Origin of the sequence: Nostoc sp., assembly GCF_036916735.1 — a bacterium.
Taxonomy (GTDB): Bacteria; Cyanobacteriota; Cyanobacteriia; order Cyanobacteriales; family Nostocaceae; genus Nostoc.
In genome coordinates, this window is record NZ_JBALFV010000053.1 from 83,533 (window position 1) to 101,026 (window position 17,494).

Annotated in this window: 16 protein-coding genes and 1 pseudogene; 9 read left to right on the forward strand and 8 right to left on the reverse strand. The window is 41.0% G+C overall.

Features of this window, described 5'->3' with window-relative positions; genetic code table 11:
• The first annotated feature begins 87 nt into the window (after positions 1-87).
• Positions 88-957 carry a formate/nitrite transporter family protein gene (locus V7L20_RS13500; RefSeq protein WP_334744569.1) on the forward strand — a complete coding sequence of 290 codons (870 nt, stop codon included), beginning with the start codon at positions 88-90 and terminating at the stop codon, positions 955-957.
• 30 nt (positions 958-987) lie between these two features.
• Positions 988-1,593, forward strand: a complete 606-nt coding sequence (locus tag V7L20_RS13505; RefSeq protein ID WP_334744570.1) for a DUF421 domain-containing protein — start codon at positions 988-990, stop codon at positions 1,591-1,593.
• A 483-nt stretch (positions 1,594-2,076) separates the two neighbouring features.
• On the opposite strand, the pseudogene V7L20_RS13510 reads toward V7L20_RS13505, so the two are convergent.
• The 3 genes and pseudogenes from V7L20_RS13510 to V7L20_RS13520 all read right to left on the reverse strand — a co-directional run.
• Positions 2,077-2,466 (reverse strand): annotated as a pseudogene (locus V7L20_RS13510) (ABC transporter permease); the annotation flags it as partial.
• Complete coding sequence (locus V7L20_RS13515) at positions 2,460-3,074, reverse strand: hypothetical protein (RefSeq protein ID WP_334744571.1); 615 nt, start codon at positions 3,072-3,074, stop codon at positions 2,460-2,462. The gene V7L20_RS13515 and the pseudogene V7L20_RS13510, both read right to left, overlap by 7 nt.
• A gap of 28 nt (positions 3,075-3,102) precedes the next feature.
• Positions 3,103-3,879 (reverse strand): ABC transporter permease, encoded by a 777-nt coding sequence (locus tag V7L20_RS13520; RefSeq protein WP_334744572.1) that lies wholly within the window; start codon positions 3,877-3,879, stop codon positions 3,103-3,105.
• A 328-nt stretch (positions 3,880-4,207) separates the two neighbouring features.
• Here V7L20_RS13520 and V7L20_RS13525 point away from each other — a divergent pair, with 328 nt between their 5' ends.
• Positions 4,208-5,356, forward strand: a complete 1,149-nt coding sequence (locus V7L20_RS13525) for a DegT/DnrJ/EryC1/StrS family aminotransferase (protein ID WP_334744573.1) — start codon at positions 4,208-4,210, stop codon at positions 5,354-5,356.
• A gap of 63 nt (positions 5,357-5,419) precedes the next feature.
• Here the strand turns inward: V7L20_RS13525 and V7L20_RS13530 are convergent, their stop codons facing one another.
• The 3 genes from V7L20_RS13530 to V7L20_RS13540 all read right to left on the reverse strand — a co-directional run bounded on the left by V7L20_RS13530 (position 5,420) and on the right by V7L20_RS13540 (position 9,408).
• Complete coding sequence (locus tag V7L20_RS13530) at positions 5,420-6,163, reverse strand: DUF561 domain-containing protein (RefSeq protein WP_334744574.1); 744 nt, start codon at positions 6,161-6,163, stop codon at positions 5,420-5,422.
• A 177-nt stretch (positions 6,164-6,340) separates the two neighbouring features.
• Complete coding sequence (locus tag V7L20_RS13535) at positions 6,341-6,883, reverse strand: Uma2 family endonuclease (protein WP_334744575.1); 543 nt, start codon at positions 6,881-6,883, stop codon at positions 6,341-6,343.
• A gap of 167 nt (positions 6,884-7,050) precedes the next feature.
• Positions 7,051-9,408 carry a tetratricopeptide repeat protein gene (locus tag V7L20_RS13540; RefSeq protein ID WP_334744576.1) on the reverse strand — a complete coding sequence of 786 codons (2,358 nt, stop codon included), beginning with the start codon at positions 9,406-9,408 and terminating at the stop codon, positions 7,051-7,053.
• Between the two features lie 439 nt (positions 9,409-9,847).
• On the opposite strand from V7L20_RS13540, the gene V7L20_RS13545 reads away from it, so the two are divergent.
• The gene (locus V7L20_RS13545) at positions 9,848-10,075 is read left to right on the forward strand and encodes a hypothetical protein (RefSeq protein WP_334744577.1); all 228 of its coding nucleotides are present in this window, start codon (positions 9,848-9,850) and stop codon (positions 10,073-10,075) included.
• Between the two features lie 278 nt (positions 10,076-10,353).
• Here the strand turns inward: V7L20_RS13545 and V7L20_RS13550 are convergent, their stop codons facing one another.
• Positions 10,354-11,256: a hypothetical protein gene (locus tag V7L20_RS13550; protein ID WP_334744578.1), complete on the reverse strand. Its 903-nt coding sequence runs from the start codon at positions 11,254-11,256 to the stop codon at positions 10,354-10,356.
• A 314-nt stretch (positions 11,257-11,570) separates the two neighbouring features.
• Between V7L20_RS13550 and mnmA the strand changes: the two genes are divergently transcribed.
• The 5 genes from mnmA to V7L20_RS13575 all read left to right on the forward strand — a co-directional run bounded on the left by mnmA (position 11,571) and on the right by V7L20_RS13575 (position 16,968).
• Positions 11,571-12,635, forward strand: a complete 1,065-nt coding sequence (mnmA, locus tag V7L20_RS13555) for a tRNA 2-thiouridine(34) synthase MnmA (protein WP_334744589.1) — start codon at positions 11,571-11,573, stop codon at positions 12,633-12,635.
• A gap of 352 nt (positions 12,636-12,987) precedes the next feature.
• Positions 12,988-15,873 carry an excinuclease ABC subunit UvrA gene (gene uvrA / locus V7L20_RS13560; protein WP_334744579.1) on the forward strand — a complete coding sequence of 962 codons (2,886 nt, stop codon included), beginning with the start codon at positions 12,988-12,990 and terminating at the stop codon, positions 15,871-15,873.
• A gap of 76 nt (positions 15,874-15,949) precedes the next feature.
• Positions 15,950-16,282, forward strand: coding sequence for a DUF6883 domain-containing protein (locus tag V7L20_RS13565; protein WP_334744580.1), 333 nt, complete (start codon positions 15,950-15,952; stop codon positions 16,280-16,282).
• Positions 16,283-16,299: 17 nt separating this feature from the next.
• Positions 16,300-16,518: a DUF4926 domain-containing protein gene (locus V7L20_RS13570; protein ID WP_334744581.1), complete on the forward strand. Its 219-nt coding sequence runs from the start codon at positions 16,300-16,302 to the stop codon at positions 16,516-16,518.
• Positions 16,519-16,749: 231 nt separating this feature from the next.
• The gene (locus V7L20_RS13575) at positions 16,750-16,968 is read left to right on the forward strand and encodes a hypothetical protein (protein WP_334744582.1); all 219 of its coding nucleotides are present in this window, start codon (positions 16,750-16,752) and stop codon (positions 16,966-16,968) included.
• Between the two features lie 92 nt (positions 16,969-17,060).
• Here V7L20_RS13575 and V7L20_RS13580 read toward each other — a convergent pair whose 3' ends face one another.
• A complete protein-coding gene (locus V7L20_RS13580; RefSeq protein ID WP_334744583.1) occupies positions 17,061-17,312 on the reverse strand; it encodes a helix-turn-helix domain-containing protein in 252 nt (83 codons plus the stop codon).
• Between the last annotated feature and the right edge of the window lie 182 nt (positions 17,313-17,494).

Sequence of the window (17,494 nt, forward strand, 5' to 3'; positions counted from 1 at the left end):
CCTGCACGCCGAGATTTAAACACTGTCCCGTTGAAACAAACAACCGCGATTCTGAATAAAGCAATCTAACTCAAGGACAATTGGTATATGAGACGAAGCAGGGAACCACGGCGGGAGGAAGAATTACTTGAATCCCGTTCCCGCGATCTTGACTTGAGCGATTCTGAGCAGAAGGAGATTAAAGAACGCGGTCGTGCTAAGGCTGTTGTCATTCATGAGGTAATTCGCTTAGAAGGTGAGCAGGAATTGCGCCGTCCGATGTGGGCACTAGCTTGGTCTGGGTTAGCAGCCGGACTTTCTATGGGATTCTCGTTAGTTGCTGAAGGTTTAATACACGCAAGTTTACCCGATCAACCGTGGCGGTCACTCATCTCAAATCTTGGCTATACCGTTGGCTTCTTGATTGTGGTTTTGGGTAGGCAGCAGTTGTTCACAGAAAACACCTTAACTGTCATCTTACCTTTACTAAATCAACGCAATGGTAAAACTCTAATGCGAGTCCTCCGGCTGTGGACAATAGTCTTAGTTACTAATCTGATTGGGGCGCTAATATTTGCTTGGGTTATAAGTAATACTGAAATTTTTACCTTTGAAGTCCGACAAGCATTTACCGAAATTAGCTTACAGGCAATAGAAGCCAAATCCTGGGTGATTCTAGAACGAGGCATCTTTGCTGGGTGGTTAATTGCTTTAATGGTGTGGTTGCTTCCTAGTGCTGAGTCCTCACAGATAGCAATTATTATCATCCTTACCTACCTAGTAGGAATCGGCGGATTGGCACACATCATTGCTGGCTCGGTTGAGGTGTTGTACATTGTGACAACCAAAGCGATAACTTGGGGAGAGTATTTCGGTAGATTCATGATCCCAGCGCTGTTAGGCAACATTATCGGTGGAGTGTCTTTAGTCGCTGCACTCAATTACGGTCAGGTTGCACCTCAAATTAACCGGAAGTAATAACTGAACATATTGTAAGGATGATATTTGATGAATCAACAGTTGTGGGACAGCATCAACTGGACATTAGGATTAGGTGCAGAGCCAAAGACGCTAACTTTTTTACAGATGGGACTACGTGCCATCATCATATATATAGCAGGGCTAATGATGGTGCGTTTATCAGGCGATCGCCGCTTTAGTGGTAGGTTTACTGATTTCGATGTCATTCTTAGTATCACCTTCGGCTCGTTGTTAAGCCGTGCAATTAATGGCTCGGCACCATTTTGGGGAACCATAGGTGTAGGTTTTGTGCTGGTGGGCATGAATCGGCTGTTCGCTTTGATTAGCGATCGCTCCCCCAGTTTCCGCCAAATCATCACTGGTAACTCGCTAATCCTAATTCAAGATGGGGAAATTCAATCAAATAATTTGAAAAAAGCCCATGTCAGCCAAACCGATTTGATCGCATCTTTACGCAGCAATGCTCATTTATCAGATCCAAGCCAGGTAAAAATAGCACGCCTTGAACGCAGTGGACAAATCAGTGTCATTCCTACAGTGTGCGAACCACATGTGATTGAGACGACGGTTGAAGAGGGCGTGCAAACAGTGCGGGTGAAGCTAGATTACCCAGTTCAAAGAAAAAAGTACTGAGAAACTTCAAGCGACATATATAGCAATCCGATTTGATTCCTTAATCACTCGTAGAGGTAGGGAACTCTTAAGAAGGAATAAACTGTTTGCTTCGATTAGCGATCGCTCTCAGATACAAAACAGTTTTTTCCTATTCCCTGTTCCCTTCTTCGATAAATTCGTAGCGTTGTTGGGGTTTGAAATTGCGATCAAATCGTTAAATGTATAATTCACAACATTACTGTCCAAAATAATTATATAAGTAAGTGGGCGCAATAAAACCAAACTGTGTGAAAAAAAGTAAACAAGTTGTACATGAACATATCTAGAACTTACGCATTGACAGAGTGATAAAATAATATTCTAAAGAAACAGATGTCGTCTAAAAGTAGGTATTGGATAATTAAATAAATCAGCAAACCCTTGCTACACAACGCTAACGCAAACGACAGCACAATGCAATCTAGAACACTACACCCTGTTTCTGCTAGTGGATTAATTTCTTCACCTTACCAACTGCGCGGCGGAATTGAAAAATTGACGAGACAATCCCTTCGTGACTAAAAGTGTTGTCAACAAGTTAGCAAAAATAACCATGAACATAATCAAAATTTCATAGGATACAGCATCCAAAGGTTTCACACCAGCTAGTAACTGTCCGGTAGTAATTCCTGGTATTGCCACCATACCGATGAGGATCATTTGATTGAGAGTCGGAATCAATCCGGCTCTGATGGCATCTTTGCGATACTGGCTAACTGCTTGCTGGGGCGTTGCGCCTAAGCTCAAATGGGTTTCTATTTCGAGATGGCTAGAATTAATGGTGCTGACAAGACGTTCGCCTGCGATCGCAGCTGCATTGGTAGCATTACCTAAAACTATCCCAGCTAGGGGACTTTTTGTGTTTTTAATTCACATTGTTGAAAAATATAATTAACCGCCGCAAATAATTTATCTAAATCTTGAATTACATACAAATTTCTATTCCGAGTAAACACATCAGCAATCAACTTTCCGAATTGCCATATTTTCCCGTTAGAAACAATCCCAAAAATATCAGTGGCAAAATCATCATTAATTCGCTGGACTGCGATCATTTCAGCTAAACACTGACCCCAGCCTTCTTCAAATTTGTCTTGTTTAGCTTCAACCGTCAAAAAATAAGGTTTATCAAAAACAATCGTACCCAAAGGATTTCGCTGTGTTACCGTATAATCTGGAACGCCTGATAAATCTTCATCGTAAACTAATGTTTCATGACTCCAAAGTGTTAATTTACTTCGATAATTTTTCCATACTTCTTTCAATACTGGATAGATGAGATTTTCACAAATAGCATCTTCAGAATTATCAATAACTCCATCGGTAAATAACAAATCTAATTCTTCTTTGAAAGCCTGTTTAAGTGGAAACTCCACTTCTAGTATAAAATTACACTGTACATATTTGATTTGAAATTTTTTAATTACTGCGCTAATACTTTTGTAATTACTAAATGCCATTCTAATTTACCTTTTATTAAAAATGTCATTACCTGACTAACTGCGCGGCGGAATTGAAAAATTGACGACACAACCCCTTCGTGACTAAAACTGTTGTCAACAAGTTAGCAAAAGCCACCATAAACATAATCAAAATTTCGTAGGATACAGCATCTAGAGGTTTCACACCAGTTAATAGCTGTCCGGTGGTAATTCCTGGTATTGCCACCATACCGATGAGGATCATTTGATTGATAGTCGGAATCAATCCGGCTCTGATGGCATCTTTGCGATATTGGCTAACTGCTTGCTGAGGTGTTGCGCCTAAGCTCAAATGGGTTTCGATTTCGAGATGGCTAGAATTAATGGTGCTGACAAGACGTTCGCCTGCGATCGCAGCTGCATTGGTAGCATTACCTAAGACTATCCCTGCTAGGGGAATTACATACTGTGGTTCATACCATCTTTCTGGTTGAATGATCAAGAAGTTAGTGTAAAGCACTGTCAGGGCGGTACTAATTAAAATTGCACCCCACACCAAAGGCAATACATAAGGAATTTTTAGAGTAATGCGATTTCGTGCGACAATCGCCGTAATTGTCAGCATTATTGTTAATATCGCCAAAACTGCCCAAGCATTGTCCAAAGCCAAGATGAAATCTAAAATGTATCCCAATACAAGTAGTTGTAAAATGGTTCTCCCAGTAGCAAGGGCTAAGTTTAACTCTAGTCCTAATTTTTCCCAGGCAGATAAACCAATGGCGATCGCCATCAATGCCACAGCAATAGCTAAATCCACGAAATCCAGCTTAATCAACTCTTGCATGGGTTTTCTATCTCCTGGTATCTTCTTCTCAAAGCAGCCCACACAAGAGGAACTTTGATCCGATGTGTTGGATCTTGGTTGATATATATCACTTTTATCAATTCAAAATTCAAAAATGGTACAACCTTAACATGGCAAACACCTAGTATGCTTATTATCTGTAAATTAAATTTGCGGTAGTTCCTGGGGCCACAATTTAAGTAAAAACCCTAATAGATGCGTATCTTGAACGATAGTCTTTTAGTAGCTCCTTTTTGATTAACAATTCAATTAGCAAAAATTGACTCTCGAAGTGCATCCTTTGTATCTCCCAATAAAATAAGAACTCATGATCCAAAGTGTAAATCCTATCCCTGCCTTTGATATCAAGCAGCAATACACCACCATCGAAGCAGAAGTAAGTGCAACTGTCTTAGAGGTTTTGGCTTCTGGCCGCTATATTGGGGGTCCCTTAGTCGAAGGCTTTGAACAACAGTTTGCTGCTTATAATACTGTTACTGAATGTGTAGCTTGTAATTCTGGTACTGATGCGCTCTACTTAGCGTTACGAGTCTTGGAAATTGGTGCAGGCGATGAAGTGATTACAACGCCTTTCACCTTTATTGCTACGTCTGAAGTAATTAGTGCTGTGGGGGCAAAGCCTGTTTTCGTTGATATTGACGCTACTACGTTTAATTTGGATGTCGAGCAAGTAGCGGCGGCGATTAGACCGAAAACTAAAGCGATTATCCCGGTTCACCTATTTGGACAACCTGTGGATATGACATCATTGATGGCGATCGCTCAGTCTCGCAATTTATCAATAATTGAAGATTGCGCTCAGTCTACAGGCGCAATGTGGGCTAATCAAAAAGTAGGAAGCATTGGACATATTGGTTGCTTTAGTTTCTACCCTACCAAAAATCTTGGTGGTTGCGGCGATGGCGGGGCAATAACGACTAATAACCCAGCGATCGCCACTAAACTGCGAATACTACGAGATCATGGCAGTAGAATTAGATATTTACATGAAGAAATTGGTGTAAATAGCCGTTTGGATGCTCTCCAAGCAGCTATTTTGCAGATTAAGCTACGTTATTTAGATATTTGGAATGATCGCCGACGAGATATCGCCAATTATTACTATCAGTTCCTTAGTCAAGTTCCGGGAATTGTCCCACCCCAAGAATTACCCGAGGGTATTGGGGTATGGAATCAATACACTATTCGTATATCCGGCGAAGGGCGAAATGGTTCTAGTGCCAAATATCGAGATTGGGTACGTAGTCAATTGCAAGAACAGGGCGTGAGTTCGATGATTTACTATCCCCACCCTTTACATTTGCAGCCAGTTTATCAAAGCCTGGGCTATCAAATTGGGGACTTACCAGTAGCAGAGCAAGCTTGCCATGAAGTTATATCCTTGCCTATGTACCCAGAACTGACACAACAACAGCAAGACCAGGTGATTTATGCAGTGAAAGAAATTATGAATTAAAAGTTAGGAGTTAGGAGTTAGGAATGAATAAGTTCTTTCAACTCATAACTCATAACTCATAACTCATTTCATTACTGCGCTTGCTGTCGCTAAGGCTTCTACTAAGCCACGCACAGCAGCAATCATGGCTATTTCGCTATTGAGTTGGTTGATGGCTGAACCAACACCAACGCCAGCAGCACCAGCTGCGATCGCTAATGGTGCAGTAACGTTAGAAATACCTGAAGCACACAACACTGGTACTGACACCACACGGGAAATCTCAAAAGCTGCTGCCAAGGTGGGAGCAGCTTTTTCAATTAATCCTAGTGTTCCAGCGTGAACTGGGTTACTGCTAGTACCGCCTTCAGTTTGGATAATATCTGCTCCAGCTTTCACCAGTTCTTCTGCTAACTGTACCTGTTGATTTAGTTCCAAAATATGGGGAACGGTAACAGATAGAATAATTTCCGGGAGGAGAGCGCGGGTTTGCTGAGTCAGTGCTAGCACTTCTGGAGCCTCAAAGCGGCGTCCTTGAGCATAGAAGGAATCGAAATTCCCGATTTCAATTAAATCAGCACCAGCTGCGGCAGCTTGCGCAAATTTCTCTGGTTCTACTGCTGATACACAAACTGGTAAATTTGTCAAACTTTTAGCTAGTTGAACTAAGGCTACATCGGCGGCAATATCGACAAAAGTAGCACCACCAAATTCAGCAGCTTTAACAGTAGCAGCGACGCTAGCGGCGTCGAAGTTATTCAAGCCGCTAATCACTTTTAGAACGCGGCGGTTAGTAAATGCACTTTGGAGTGTGGAATGCATCGTCATAGTTTGGCTTTTGAAGCTACGAAAATTAGGTATATTCTACCGTCCCTTAGTGAATCCGGGACTAAATCACTATGGCAGTTGCCAAATTTTGATAGTTTTATCCTTTTTTTCGGATTAGCCATCGCTACTCCTATTTTTAAATATGGGTTCCCTTTCCCTGTGGTTTTCATCACTATCCTAGTCAAACTCTGGAGGCCACAAATCTGCAATTGGTACTTCCCATCCTGGGAGCAGTTCGGGAACTTTTAAAATATCGCCATCACGAAGTATTATTGCCTCTTGCCCAAAGTTATAAAGTTCAACAATCCGCTCATCTGGATTGAGCAAAATTCCTATCTTAGTTCCCAAACTCAGAAATTCTTGAATTTTGGCTCTAAGATCGTCTAAATTATCGCTAAGGGACTTCACCTCTACAGTCAAATCGGGAGCCAATTGAGCAAAAGACTTTGGACTACGACGCAAGCGTTGGGCTAAAACAAATGAGGCATCGGGTGCGCGTAAATTTGAATTCGGCAATCTGAAACCAGCACTAGAAGCTGCTGTTCGTCCCAGTTTGCGTGGTCTAACCCAGTTATCTAACTGGGCAATCATCGCGGCTGCAACTTCATCTGATTCGTATCCTGATGGACTCATAACAATAATATTACCCTTGACTAGTTCCATGCGATAGTCGGGATGCTGTTGCTGCATTTGTTCCAAGTCTTCAAGGGTCAAGGACATAAAACCTCTTTAGAAGCGATCGCTTTATTTTGCCTAGAATTACTATACTGTAATACTTATAGACCTCTCTTGGAGCGATGCCCCATGAATTCTCCAGTCATCGCCAAACCTGTTACTTCCTAGACTAGTAAAAAACAGGAATAAGCATTAAACTCGCATACTATTGCTTATTTCTCAAAACACTCCATTGCTGTTTGAACCTTCTCAACTTGTTTGGGTGCTTGCATTTCGTTAAAAAGTGCGATCGCTTGCATAAAATTTTCCCTACTATTGTCAATTTCACCCATTTTCTGATAAGTTAATGCCAATTGATAGTAAGCCTCTGCTAAATTAGATTTAGCACCTATTTTATTCAAAATTTCTATCGCTTCTGCATGATGGAAAACTGCCTTAGCAAATTCTCGTTCTTCTCTATATAATCCAGCTAAACAAGTTATAGCTTTAGCCTTAAGCTGAGTAAAGTTGTTTTCTTGGGAAGAAAATATAGCTCTTTGGCATAAATCAAAAGATTTTTTAATATTACCTAAATTTTTGTAGGTTAAACATAGGTTTATTAAGCTATGCCCCATTCCCCATAAAGTCACTTTTGTTGATGAAGATATTGCAGATAAGGCATCTTCAGCAATATAAAAAGCTTCTTCTTTAGAATTAGAACATGATTTAACAAAAGCCAAGCAGCACTGAGCATAAGCCATGTAATTATCAAGATTGCTATCTTGTTCAGCTAAGTTACAAACAGATTTGAAACAATCTTCGGCTGCTTCTAGTTCCAATAAATCAAGTTTGCAGAGTCCTGTATTGAACATCATAGATATTTTTATTAGCTTAATGTCTAAATTGTCTAATATCTCTTCTGATTTTTTATAGCAATCTATAGCTTCTCTAATACATCCGATAATTCGATATGTATAGCCTAGTATATTGTAAAGTTTAATTAGTCTTTCTTGCGATTTTACCTCGTCTATTATCCGTTTAATGACAGAAAAATTTTTTTGGAGCAGTCCCAGTTGGTAAAACGAGCAACCCAAAGGCAAACCTATACTCCACTGTTCGCCTCGTCCTTGTAAAATTACATCACCAGCTTGCTCAAAATCATTAATTTCTACATAGTGATAATAAGCTTCTAAAGCAGTTAATGCATCCGTGATATCTTTGATGGCTGTAACTCGTTTCGTCCAATATTCCGCAGCTTTTTGGTTTACTAATTCCCATTCTTCAGTGACTAATCTTAATCTACTTATTGCTTCATCACGAATTACCGAATGCAGCCAATATTGTCCTTTTTTAGCTTCTATTAAAGACAAATCTTGCAGAGCTTTAATTACACCTCTACGTTTTTTTTCTGGTACATCCCAAAGCAAATATAAAATTCCCTCAATAGGTAATGAAGGAATATCTTGATAACGATAGCATCCTAAACGACACAAGAGGCGATAGGCTTCTAAGTCATTTTCTTGGAGACGGGTAAATTGACTAGCGACTAAATCTTTTAACTCTCTTTCTATTAATAAATCTGTACAGTTTTCTCGCCAATAGGCATGGATGTCACTAGAAAAATCTGTCAATATTGCTCCTCGGAGAATTTGCATTGCTTTGGCGTTACCTCCATAAGCTCTGCACATTTCACTGAGAATAGTACAATCACAATTGATGTGGCAACTGCTGAAAAACTTTCGCCATGCTTGATCGTCTAAACCTTCGAGTGGATAGAGATGAACCTCTACACTAGACTCGCGCAAACGTTCACGACTTGTTACTAAAGTAACTGAATGCACATCCGAATCTGCTAATACTCTCAATAGCTCAACATAAGGACGACGAGATTCTAGAAACTTGCCATTTTTATCGAGAGCAGTTTCTAGATTATCGATAAATACCCCAATTTTAGATGTTTGTTTTCGGAGTTTGCGCCGTAGTCGTTCTAAGCTGATACCAAAGTCTCCTCCCGGTTCTTCGTTAAAGTATCGCCGTAGCCATTCTTCAACCACACTCTCTACAGGACTAAGGTTTTGGATTTCTGTGGCCATCCATAGCTCTAGGACAAAATTAAATTTTTGACTTTTAAAATATTTGCGTGCTAATCTGGTTTTGCCAACACCACCTTCACCCTGGATGAGGATGACTTTTTCTCCCTGACTGAATAAGGTGTGGAGTTCGGCTATTTGGCGATCGCGCCCCACAAAGTTAGTATCTAAATCTTGGGGTTTAGTGCCATTGCCCACTAGATTTGGAATATCGGTGATTTTTTGCGACTGTTGAGTTGTTCTAAACCTCTGAACCACTCCTTGGAAGGTTGATTTTGAGACTTTCTCTCCTAGCACTTTTGATAGGAAATGCCAAAGTTCCGCACCAACTGCTTTTAAATGCGCTTCTGTATAACGAACGCTGTTGGCAATATCCTGGTAAGTCCGCTTTTCATCCTCCCACAAATGACTCAAGATAATCCTTTGAGTTCTATCTAAATGTTTTCCTGTTTTGAGAAAAACCAAGTTATCTACAAACTCTAAGGCTTCTTCTACACCCATTTGCTAACTTGATGTATTATTTGTAATTCATTATAACGATATTTTTACTACTTATTCCTACCTTCCATACTACAAAATACTTTTCCATACTCGGTAAGGAAGTTACTTTATCCGACTGCAAAGCTTTTTAGAGTGTATTACTCTTGTAATTAATCCAGGCGAAGTTAAGTTAAGCGCTAATAAAACGTGGTTGAGGAGAGATTTAGAGAGCGTTACTACTGCAAGCTTAGTAAATCACAGATATTACTTGTCACTGTTCCATATTAATGACTGAAGAGGTAAGGGAGCAGGGGGCAAGGGGAAAATTTAGGATTCCCCCTGCAAAAACGGTAAAACTAATCTTTAGGCTAGGTAGGATTTCCCATAGCCTTCTTTTTTAAACTGGAAATCAAAAAGAATATTCACTGTTAACAAATCAGCTACTTTCGTGAGTAAAATTATGAATTCAAATCAAGATACGCTTCTATTTCGCTTTGCTTCTAAATCTTTGAAATATTTCTTGCTAGTGCTAGTTGGTATTGCGATCGCCTATGTTTTATCCAGTGGCTTAGGTTTTTTACAAATCATACCCATACTACTGTACTTTTTACAGCAGTTTTTGCTTCCACTGGGAATCATCCTGTTGTGTTTAATTACAACAGCAGTAATTATTGAATCCCTGCGTTAATAATCTAGGGAGTCGGGAGTGATTCAATTTTAGATTTTAGATTTTGCACTTCGACTTACCTCGGCTACTTCGACTCCTTTCGACTTCTCTACGAGACGCTACGCGTAGCTTGCTTCCCCGTAGGGGTACGCTCAAGGCAAGTCGCTCAGTACAAGTCTGCTCGGCACAAGTCACTTAGTCGAGCGATTTTGGATTGAAGGAAAAATTTAAATTAAATCAGTGAACAGTTATTAGTTAAAAATTGATAACTGATAACTGTTGAATGGCTCCTAACTTCTTCACTTTCCGTAGTAAACTCTGGCATTTTTGTATCCTATATTTCGCAGATATTTATTCCATTCCCCAGCTTGGAATCTATCAAAGAAAGGTCCGACTGCTACATGTGGCCCTCGTGGTTGCGTCCTTTCAAGAACTCCGCCAGATTGTCCTAAACCTTGGCTAAATTGGGCTAGATTTTGCCTAATTTGTTCTGCGATCGCAGGTAACTGTTCTCGAGTAGTTGGAATAACCACATAATATCTAGAGGCTTGCTTAGGAGGATTTATATTATTGCGATCGCCTCTAAAGCTTCCATTACCTGCATCTATTTCCTGTCCGTTAGTGAAGCTGATAATTCGGACGTTAAATATGCCTCGTGACTGTAACTCATTTACCCGTTGTTGGGCGTTAGATACTCTGTTAAAAACACCTGATTGAATTATACTCCGGCCTTGGTATTCTCGAATGTAAGCACTGGGTTCAATCTGACGGATTGCTTGTAGCGTTTGGAAATCACTACCATCTACGTAAACTAAGTAGCGCTCATTCTGGTTATATTGACTAAACTGTGCAGGTTGAGAGGGCTGAAAGTTCGGCGTAAATCGATTGTTTTGTATTGGTTGGGAAGGCTGAAAATCTTGCCCAGACTGATTGTTTTGCAATGATTGGGAGGGCTGAAAATCCTGCTCAATTTGACTATCCTGTACTGGTTGTAACTGCGGTGATGGCTGTTGACCAAAGGGAATTGGCGGTGGCGGTAAAATTTCACCGACTCCTTGAGCTAGTAGCACGTTGTTATTGGGAATCAGCAGTAACCATCCTCCGATTAACAAAGGGAGAAGTTTTATAGTGGGCTTCCAACTCTTAGAACTTCGACGGAGCATCTGAAACGGAATAAATTGACTTGGTAATCCTCTCGACATAGTACTTTAGAAAGTAGTCAAAGTATTTTTAAGTAATTTCATCAGGAACTAATTAGTTTACCGTTGTAGCAACTATATAGCGTTAACGTAAAATTAGCTCATCCGCGTGGTTAAAAATATATCTGTAATTAATCTTAGATAAAGGTGATGATGGAGTAAACAGCGATGTTTACGAAGGGCTATGACGCTCACGGACTCGCTTTGCGCGTCGCTATCGGCATCGCTCTTTCAGGAGCTTTAAAACTGAAGTGCTTTGGTAGCAAGGCTTTGAAAGAGTGTGTGCTACAATTGGACAACCACGCAGCTATATTGTCGTGCTTTGTATGAAAAAAGTCGTCGTTGGTCTTTCTGGTGGCGTTGACAGTTCCACCGCCGCAGCTATCCTGCACCATCAGGGCTATGAAGTGATTGGTTTGACTCTTTGGCTAATGAAAGGCAAAGGTCAATGTTGCTCTGAAGGTATGATCGACGCGGCTGAACTTTGTGAACAACTGGGCGTTCCCCATCAAGTTGTGGATATTCGGGATGTCTTTCAGACGCATATTGTCGATTATCTGGTAACTGGTTACAGTGCTGGAATCACACCTTTGCCTTGTTCTCAGTGCAATAAAACGGTGAAGTTTGGGTCAATGGTGCAGTATGCTCGTGAAGAATTGGGATGTGATCGCATTGCCACTGGTCATTATGCCCAAATTAGCTATAACGAAGCAACTGGACGTTACCAGTTATTAAGGGCTGTTGACCGCAACAAAGACCAGTCATACTTTCTCTATGATTTGGCTCAAGATTTACTTGCAGCAACTATATTTCCTCTGGGCGAACTAGAAAAAACTGACACGCGCCGCATTGCAACTGAATACGGACTGAAAACTGCTAATAAACCAGAAAGTCAAGACTTATGCTTAGTGGAAAGTAACGGTTCCATGCGGGCATTTTTGGATAAATATTTAGCCCCCAAAACAGGCGATATTATCGATGTCACGGGCAAAATTTTGGGACAGCATGATGGTGTCCATCACTACACCATTGGGCAGCGCAAAGGCTTGGGAATTGCTGCTGCCCAAGCGTTGTATGTGATTGAATTAGATGCGGAAAATAATAAAGTAGTAGTAGGCGATCGCACTAAAGTAACTCAGCCAGAATGCACTGTAGAGCGGGTAAATTGGGTTTCTATTGCTGAACCATCCACCCCAATTCATGCCGAAGTGCTAATTCGCTATCGTTCCAACCCTACACCAGTGACAGTGATTCCGTTGGAAAACTCCCGTGTGCGTTTGGTGTTTGATGAACCCCAATTTAGCATTACTCCCGGACAAGCGGCGGTGTGGTACGACGGGGAAAAAGTGTTAGGTGGCGGAATTATTGAACAATTTAGTTGAATCTCACCCCGGTTTTGGTAGAAGTCAAAACTGCCTCTCCTGTGAACTTAAGATAGGCAAAATTCGCCTTGAGTCTTGGAGGGGTATTTTTGTATTTAAATTGGAGAATTTAATAGATAGGTATAAATGAACATAAATAGGATTTACGCAAAAAGTGCTAAAAAGCTTAATTTATCGAACCGCCTTCTCTACCAGAGGCTTTTGCCAACGTGCAGCGTCTCGTTAGAGAAGAACGCCAAGAATCGTAAAGTTTGCGTAAGTCCTAAAACAGTACTACTGTTCTACAATAAACCGATTAAAGATAGTATTATTAAGGACTGTTTCATAAGAAACTCCTTCTTCGCCGCCCAATATGTCAGACCAACAGCTAGCAGCATCCTTGAATGGACATCTTCCCTACCCCAGCCACAACAGCCAGAATACGATTCGGATTCGGGGTGCTAGGCAGCATAATCTGAAAAATATTGACTTAGAATTGCCACGCGATCGCCTAATCGTATTCACTGGCGTTTCTGGTTCTGGTAAGTCTTCTCTAGCCTTTGATACCATTTTCGCTGAAGGGCAACGCCGCTATGTAGAATCCCTCAGCGCCTACGCACGGCAATTTCTCGGACAACTGGATAAGCCGGATGTAGAGGCGATTGAAGGCTTAAGTCCAGCAATTTCTATTGACCAAAAGTCAACATCTCATAATCCCCGTTCCACTGTTGGTACGGTGACGGAGATTTATGACTATTTGCGACTGTTGTTTGGTCGAGCTGGCGAACCCCATTGTCCGATATGCGATCGCTGTATTGCACCCCAGACAATCGATGAGATGTGCGATCGCATTATGGAATTACCAGACCGCACCCGCTTCCAAATCCTGGCACCTGTTGTCCGAGGCAAAAAAGGCACACAGCGTAAGCTTTTGTCAAGTCTGGCATCCCAAGGTTTTGTCCGCGTGCGGATCGATGGCGAGATCCGCGACCTGTCAGATTCGATTGAATTGGATAAAAATTTTACCCACACCATCGAAGTGGTAATTGACCGCTTAGTGAAAAAGGCCGGTATGCAGGAGCGTTTGGTTGATTCCCTGTCTACGTGTCTCAAGCAATCAGGTGGGATTGCAGCGATTCTTGTGAGTCAGCTTGGTGACGATGGACAAGAAAAAGAAGAAGAATTAGTATTTTCGGAAAACTTTGCTTGTCCAGAACATGGCGCAGTAATGGAGGAATTGTCGCCGCGCTTGTTCTCCTTTAACTCACCTTATGGTGCTTGTCCGCACTGTCACGGTATCGGGACTTTAAGAAGATTTTCGCCAGATTTGGTAGTTCCTGACCCAGAAGCGCCAGTTTATGCTGCGATCGCGCCTTGGTCAGAAAAAGATAATTCTTATTATTTAGAATTGCTCTACAGTGTTGGGCAAGCTTATGGATTTGAATTACAAACAAATTGGAGCAAGCTAACAGAAGAACAGCAGCAAACTATTTTGTATGGAGAAAAAGAAGAAACTACAAAAATAGATAAAAAACAAAGTTTTAAAGGTACTATTCCAATTTTACAACGGCAGTATGAGGGTGGCTCGGAATTAGTTAAGCAAAAATTAGAGCAGTATTTGGTCGATCAACCGTGTGAAGTTTGTCAGGGAAAACGGTTAAAACCGGAAGCCTTGGCGGTGAAGTTGGGACAATATGGAATTTTAGAATTGACTGGGGTATCGATTCGAGATTGTCGGGAGAGAATCGATCGATTGCAGTTGAGCGATCGCCAGTTGCAAATTGCTGATTTAGTCCTGAGAGAAATCAAAGCTAGATTGCAATTTTTGTTAGATGTAGGTTTAGATTACCTTACCCTTGACCGTCCCGCCATGACCCTTTCCGGTGGCGAAGCCCAACGAATTCGTTTAGCAACGCAAATTGGTTCTGGTTTAACAGGAGTTCTCTACGTTTTAGATGAACCAAGTATTGGTTTGCATCAACGAGATAATGGCAGGTTGCTGAAAACCTTAACAAAATTACGCGATTTGGGTAATACATTAATTGTCGTTGAACACGATGAAGAAACAATTCGTGCAGCCAACTACATTGTTGATATTGGGCCTGGTGCAGGAATTCACGGCGGAAATATTATCGCCCAAGGAGATTTTCAGACATTATTAGCAGCAGAAGATTCTTTGACGGGTGCATATTTATCAGGAAGACGGGTAATTACCACACCAGCAGAACGACGAGAAGGAAATGGGCGCAGTTTGATTATCAAAAATGCCCATCGCAATAATTTAAGAAATATCGATGTAGAAATTCCATTAGGTAAACTCGTCTCCATTACAGGTGTGTCTGGTTCTGGTAAATCTACCCTAATTAACGAATTACTGTACCCATCTCTGCAACACCATTTAACTAAGAAAGTTCCTTTACCTAGACATTTGGATAAAATTCAGGGATTGAATGCGATTGATAAAGCGATCGTTATCGATCAATCCCCAATTGGACGCACACCACGTTCTAACCCTGCAACTTACACAGGCATTTTCGATGCGATTCGGGATGTATTTTCCCAAACAGTAGAAGCCAAAGCTAGGGGTTACAAACCCGGACAATTTTCTTTCAACGTTAAAGGTGGACGTTGCGAAGCTTGTAGCGGACAGGGTGTGAATGTTATTGAAATGAACTTTCTCCCGGATGTTTACGTGCAATGCGAAATTTGTAAAGGTGCAAGATACAACCGTGAGACTTTACAGGTGAAGTACAAAGATAAGTCTATTTCTGATGTTTTGAGAATGACAGTTGAGGAAAGTTTAGACTTTTTCCAGAATATTCCCAAAGCGATCGCTCGTTTGCAAACTTTATTTGATGTTGGGTTGGGTTATGTCCAACTAGGACAACCTGCGACTACATTATCTGGTGGTGAAGCGCAACGGGTAAAATTGGCAACAGAACTATCTCGACGCGCCACAGGAAAGACACTCTATTTAATCGATGAACCAACAACAGGGTTATCTTTTTACGATGTCCACAAATTGTTAGATGTATTGCAACGATTGGTAGATAAAGGTAATTCAATATTAGTAATTGAACATAACTTAGATGTAATTCGTTGTTCTGATTGGGTGATAGATTTGGGGCCAGAAGGTGGCGACAAAGGCGGAGAATTGATTGCTGTAGGTACACCGGAGGAAGTTGCAAAAAATCCCAGGTCTTATACTGGGCAATATTTGCAGCAGGTGTTGAAGCAGTATCCGGCGATGAAATCTTAGTCTTTTCCAAGTAGGGTGTATTACATACAGGTCATATCCAGGTTAAAAAAGCGGAGAAGGTTGTAGCAAACGTATTATGAAACTTCCTAACCGTGAATGCGCTATCGTTGAAATAGATAAAATCGTGGGTTACTGTCTCAACCCAGAACATCCAGAGGGAAAACACAAAGCCCGTGTATTTAAATCTGCACTAGACTTAAATTTAGATGATGCAGAAGAATTACAAGCGATCCTTTTACAAGCAGTAGCAAATTATGATGCTATCCCTAGTAAAAGGAATCCATACGGTCAAAAATATATCATTGATTTTCCCCTGAATCGTTCAGATAAACAAGCAATTATTCAAAGCGTTTGGATAGTGCGTAATAATGAAGGCTTCCCCCGCCTAGTCACCTGTTATGTAATCTAAGCAATGAGGTAATACCAATGAAATTATTAGATATGGTTGCCCTAACCGAAGACTTACTAGAATTGGGATTGCATCGCGGTCAAGTAGGAACGATTGTAGAAGCTTATGAACCTGGAATTTTTGAAGTAGAATTCAGCGACTTAACAGGAAAAGCTTATGCTGTAGAAACTTTAAATGCTAACCAGCTAATGACTTTATATTATCAACCAATTGGTGGGAAAACATTATTGGTTTAACTGCCCTCCCTACGGTAGTTTTAAGGTCGGCTCAACACCCACACCACATCTGGTTCAGAGAGGCGGGATTATAGCGATATAGCTAATTCTCTACAGTAAAACCCTCATAGTGCTTATATACTAAAGGTTTTGTTAGTTTACACAAAAAAATCTTCAGTACAGTAAGAATACTATTGGATAAAAAAGCTACTCTTATAGAGAATAGATACAGAAAACATTGAGGTGTTAATAATGAGTACAAAAAATGATGACAATAATTTTGGAGAAGCAGCAGGATTTGCAGCAGGTGGTGCTGTGCTAGGAGGTAGTGCTGCGGCTACATTAGGGGGTATTGGTGTACTCGCTCCTGCCGCTGGTGTTACGATTGGTATTGGAGCCGCTCCAGTTGTAGCAGCGGGTGCTGTTATAGGGTTGGCAGCTTATGGCATCAAAAAAGCTTTTAACTGGTAACTTTTAGATCAGTATTTTTCACATAACAAAACCCTCAAAGACTAAGCACTCTGAGGGTTTTGTCGAGATTTGGCGGTATAGGGAAAAGAAAATCAACAAATAAACAAACTTGCATCAACGTGCAAAAACTTTCCCAAAGCCTCAGCTTGTTCTTTGGTGATTTCTAATTCACCATTAATGATTTTAGTAAACATCTCGCTCGAACCAAGAATTTCTACTAAATGAGCTTGTTCCAAACTCCTAGCTTCCATCAAATGCTTAAGTCTTGACCGAGGTGTTGAAACATTAAGCTGATAGTGTTTTTCTTCAAAATCCTCAATCAGTTTTACCAATAATTCCAACAAAGCATCTTCTTCAGGAGTCAGATGGGAACGATAAAGCAGTTCTTCAACAGTTTCTAAAAACTTCTCGTTCTCCTCTTCTGTCTTGATCAGGACTTACGCAACTGTCACAAGCAATGGCGCGGTTACACCGCGCCGCGCGCCAAACAATTAAGCGACAAACATAGGAACATCCGGACGTTTTA

What these genes read in the sequence shown, in the direction of transcription:
- V7L20_RS13520 (WP_334744572.1), bottom strand. Translation starts at nt 3,879, where the DNA reads ATGCAAGAGTTGATTAAGCTGGATTTCGTGGATTTAGCTATTGCTGTG.
- V7L20_RS13525 (WP_334744573.1), top strand. Translation starts at nt 4,208, where the DNA reads ATGATCCAAAGTGTAAATCCTATCCCTGCCTTTGATATCAAGCAGCAA.
- V7L20_RS13550 (WP_334744578.1), bottom strand. Translation starts at nt 11,256, where the DNA reads ATGTCGAGAGGATTACCAAGTCAATTTATTCCGTTTCAGATGCTCCGT.
- V7L20_RS13535 (WP_334744575.1), bottom strand. Translation starts at nt 6,883, where the DNA reads ATGTCCTTGACCCTTGAAGACTTGGAACAAATGCAGCAACAGCATCCC.
- V7L20_RS13530 (WP_334744574.1), bottom strand. Translation starts at nt 6,163, where the DNA reads ATGACGATGCATTCCACACTCCAAAGTGCATTTACTAACCGCCGCGTT.
- V7L20_RS13500 (WP_334744569.1), top strand. Translation starts at nt 88, where the DNA reads ATGAGACGAAGCAGGGAACCACGGCGGGAGGAAGAATTACTTGAATCC.
- V7L20_RS13515 (WP_334744571.1), bottom strand. Translation starts at nt 3,074, where the DNA reads ATGGCATTTAGTAATTACAAAAGTATTAGCGCAGTAATTAAAAAATTT.
- V7L20_RS13540 (WP_334744576.1), bottom strand. Translation starts at nt 9,408, where the DNA reads ATGGGTGTAGAAGAAGCCTTAGAGTTTGTAGATAACTTGGTTTTTCTC.
- V7L20_RS13570 (WP_334744581.1), top strand. Translation starts at nt 16,300, where the DNA reads ATGAAATTATTAGATATGGTTGCCCTAACCGAAGACTTACTAGAATTG.
- V7L20_RS13575 (WP_334744582.1), top strand. Translation starts at nt 16,750, where the DNA reads ATGAGTACAAAAAATGATGACAATAATTTTGGAGAAGCAGCAGGATTT.
- V7L20_RS13545 (WP_334744577.1), top strand. Translation starts at nt 9,848, where the DNA reads ATGAATTCAAATCAAGATACGCTTCTATTTCGCTTTGCTTCTAAATCT.
- uvrA (WP_334744579.1), top strand. Translation starts at nt 12,988, where the DNA reads ATGTCAGACCAACAGCTAGCAGCATCCTTGAATGGACATCTTCCCTAC.
- V7L20_RS13505 (WP_334744570.1), top strand. Translation starts at nt 988, where the DNA reads ATGAATCAACAGTTGTGGGACAGCATCAACTGGACATTAGGATTAGGT.
- V7L20_RS13565 (WP_334744580.1), top strand. Translation starts at nt 15,950, where the DNA reads ATGAAACTTCCTAACCGTGAATGCGCTATCGTTGAAATAGATAAAATC.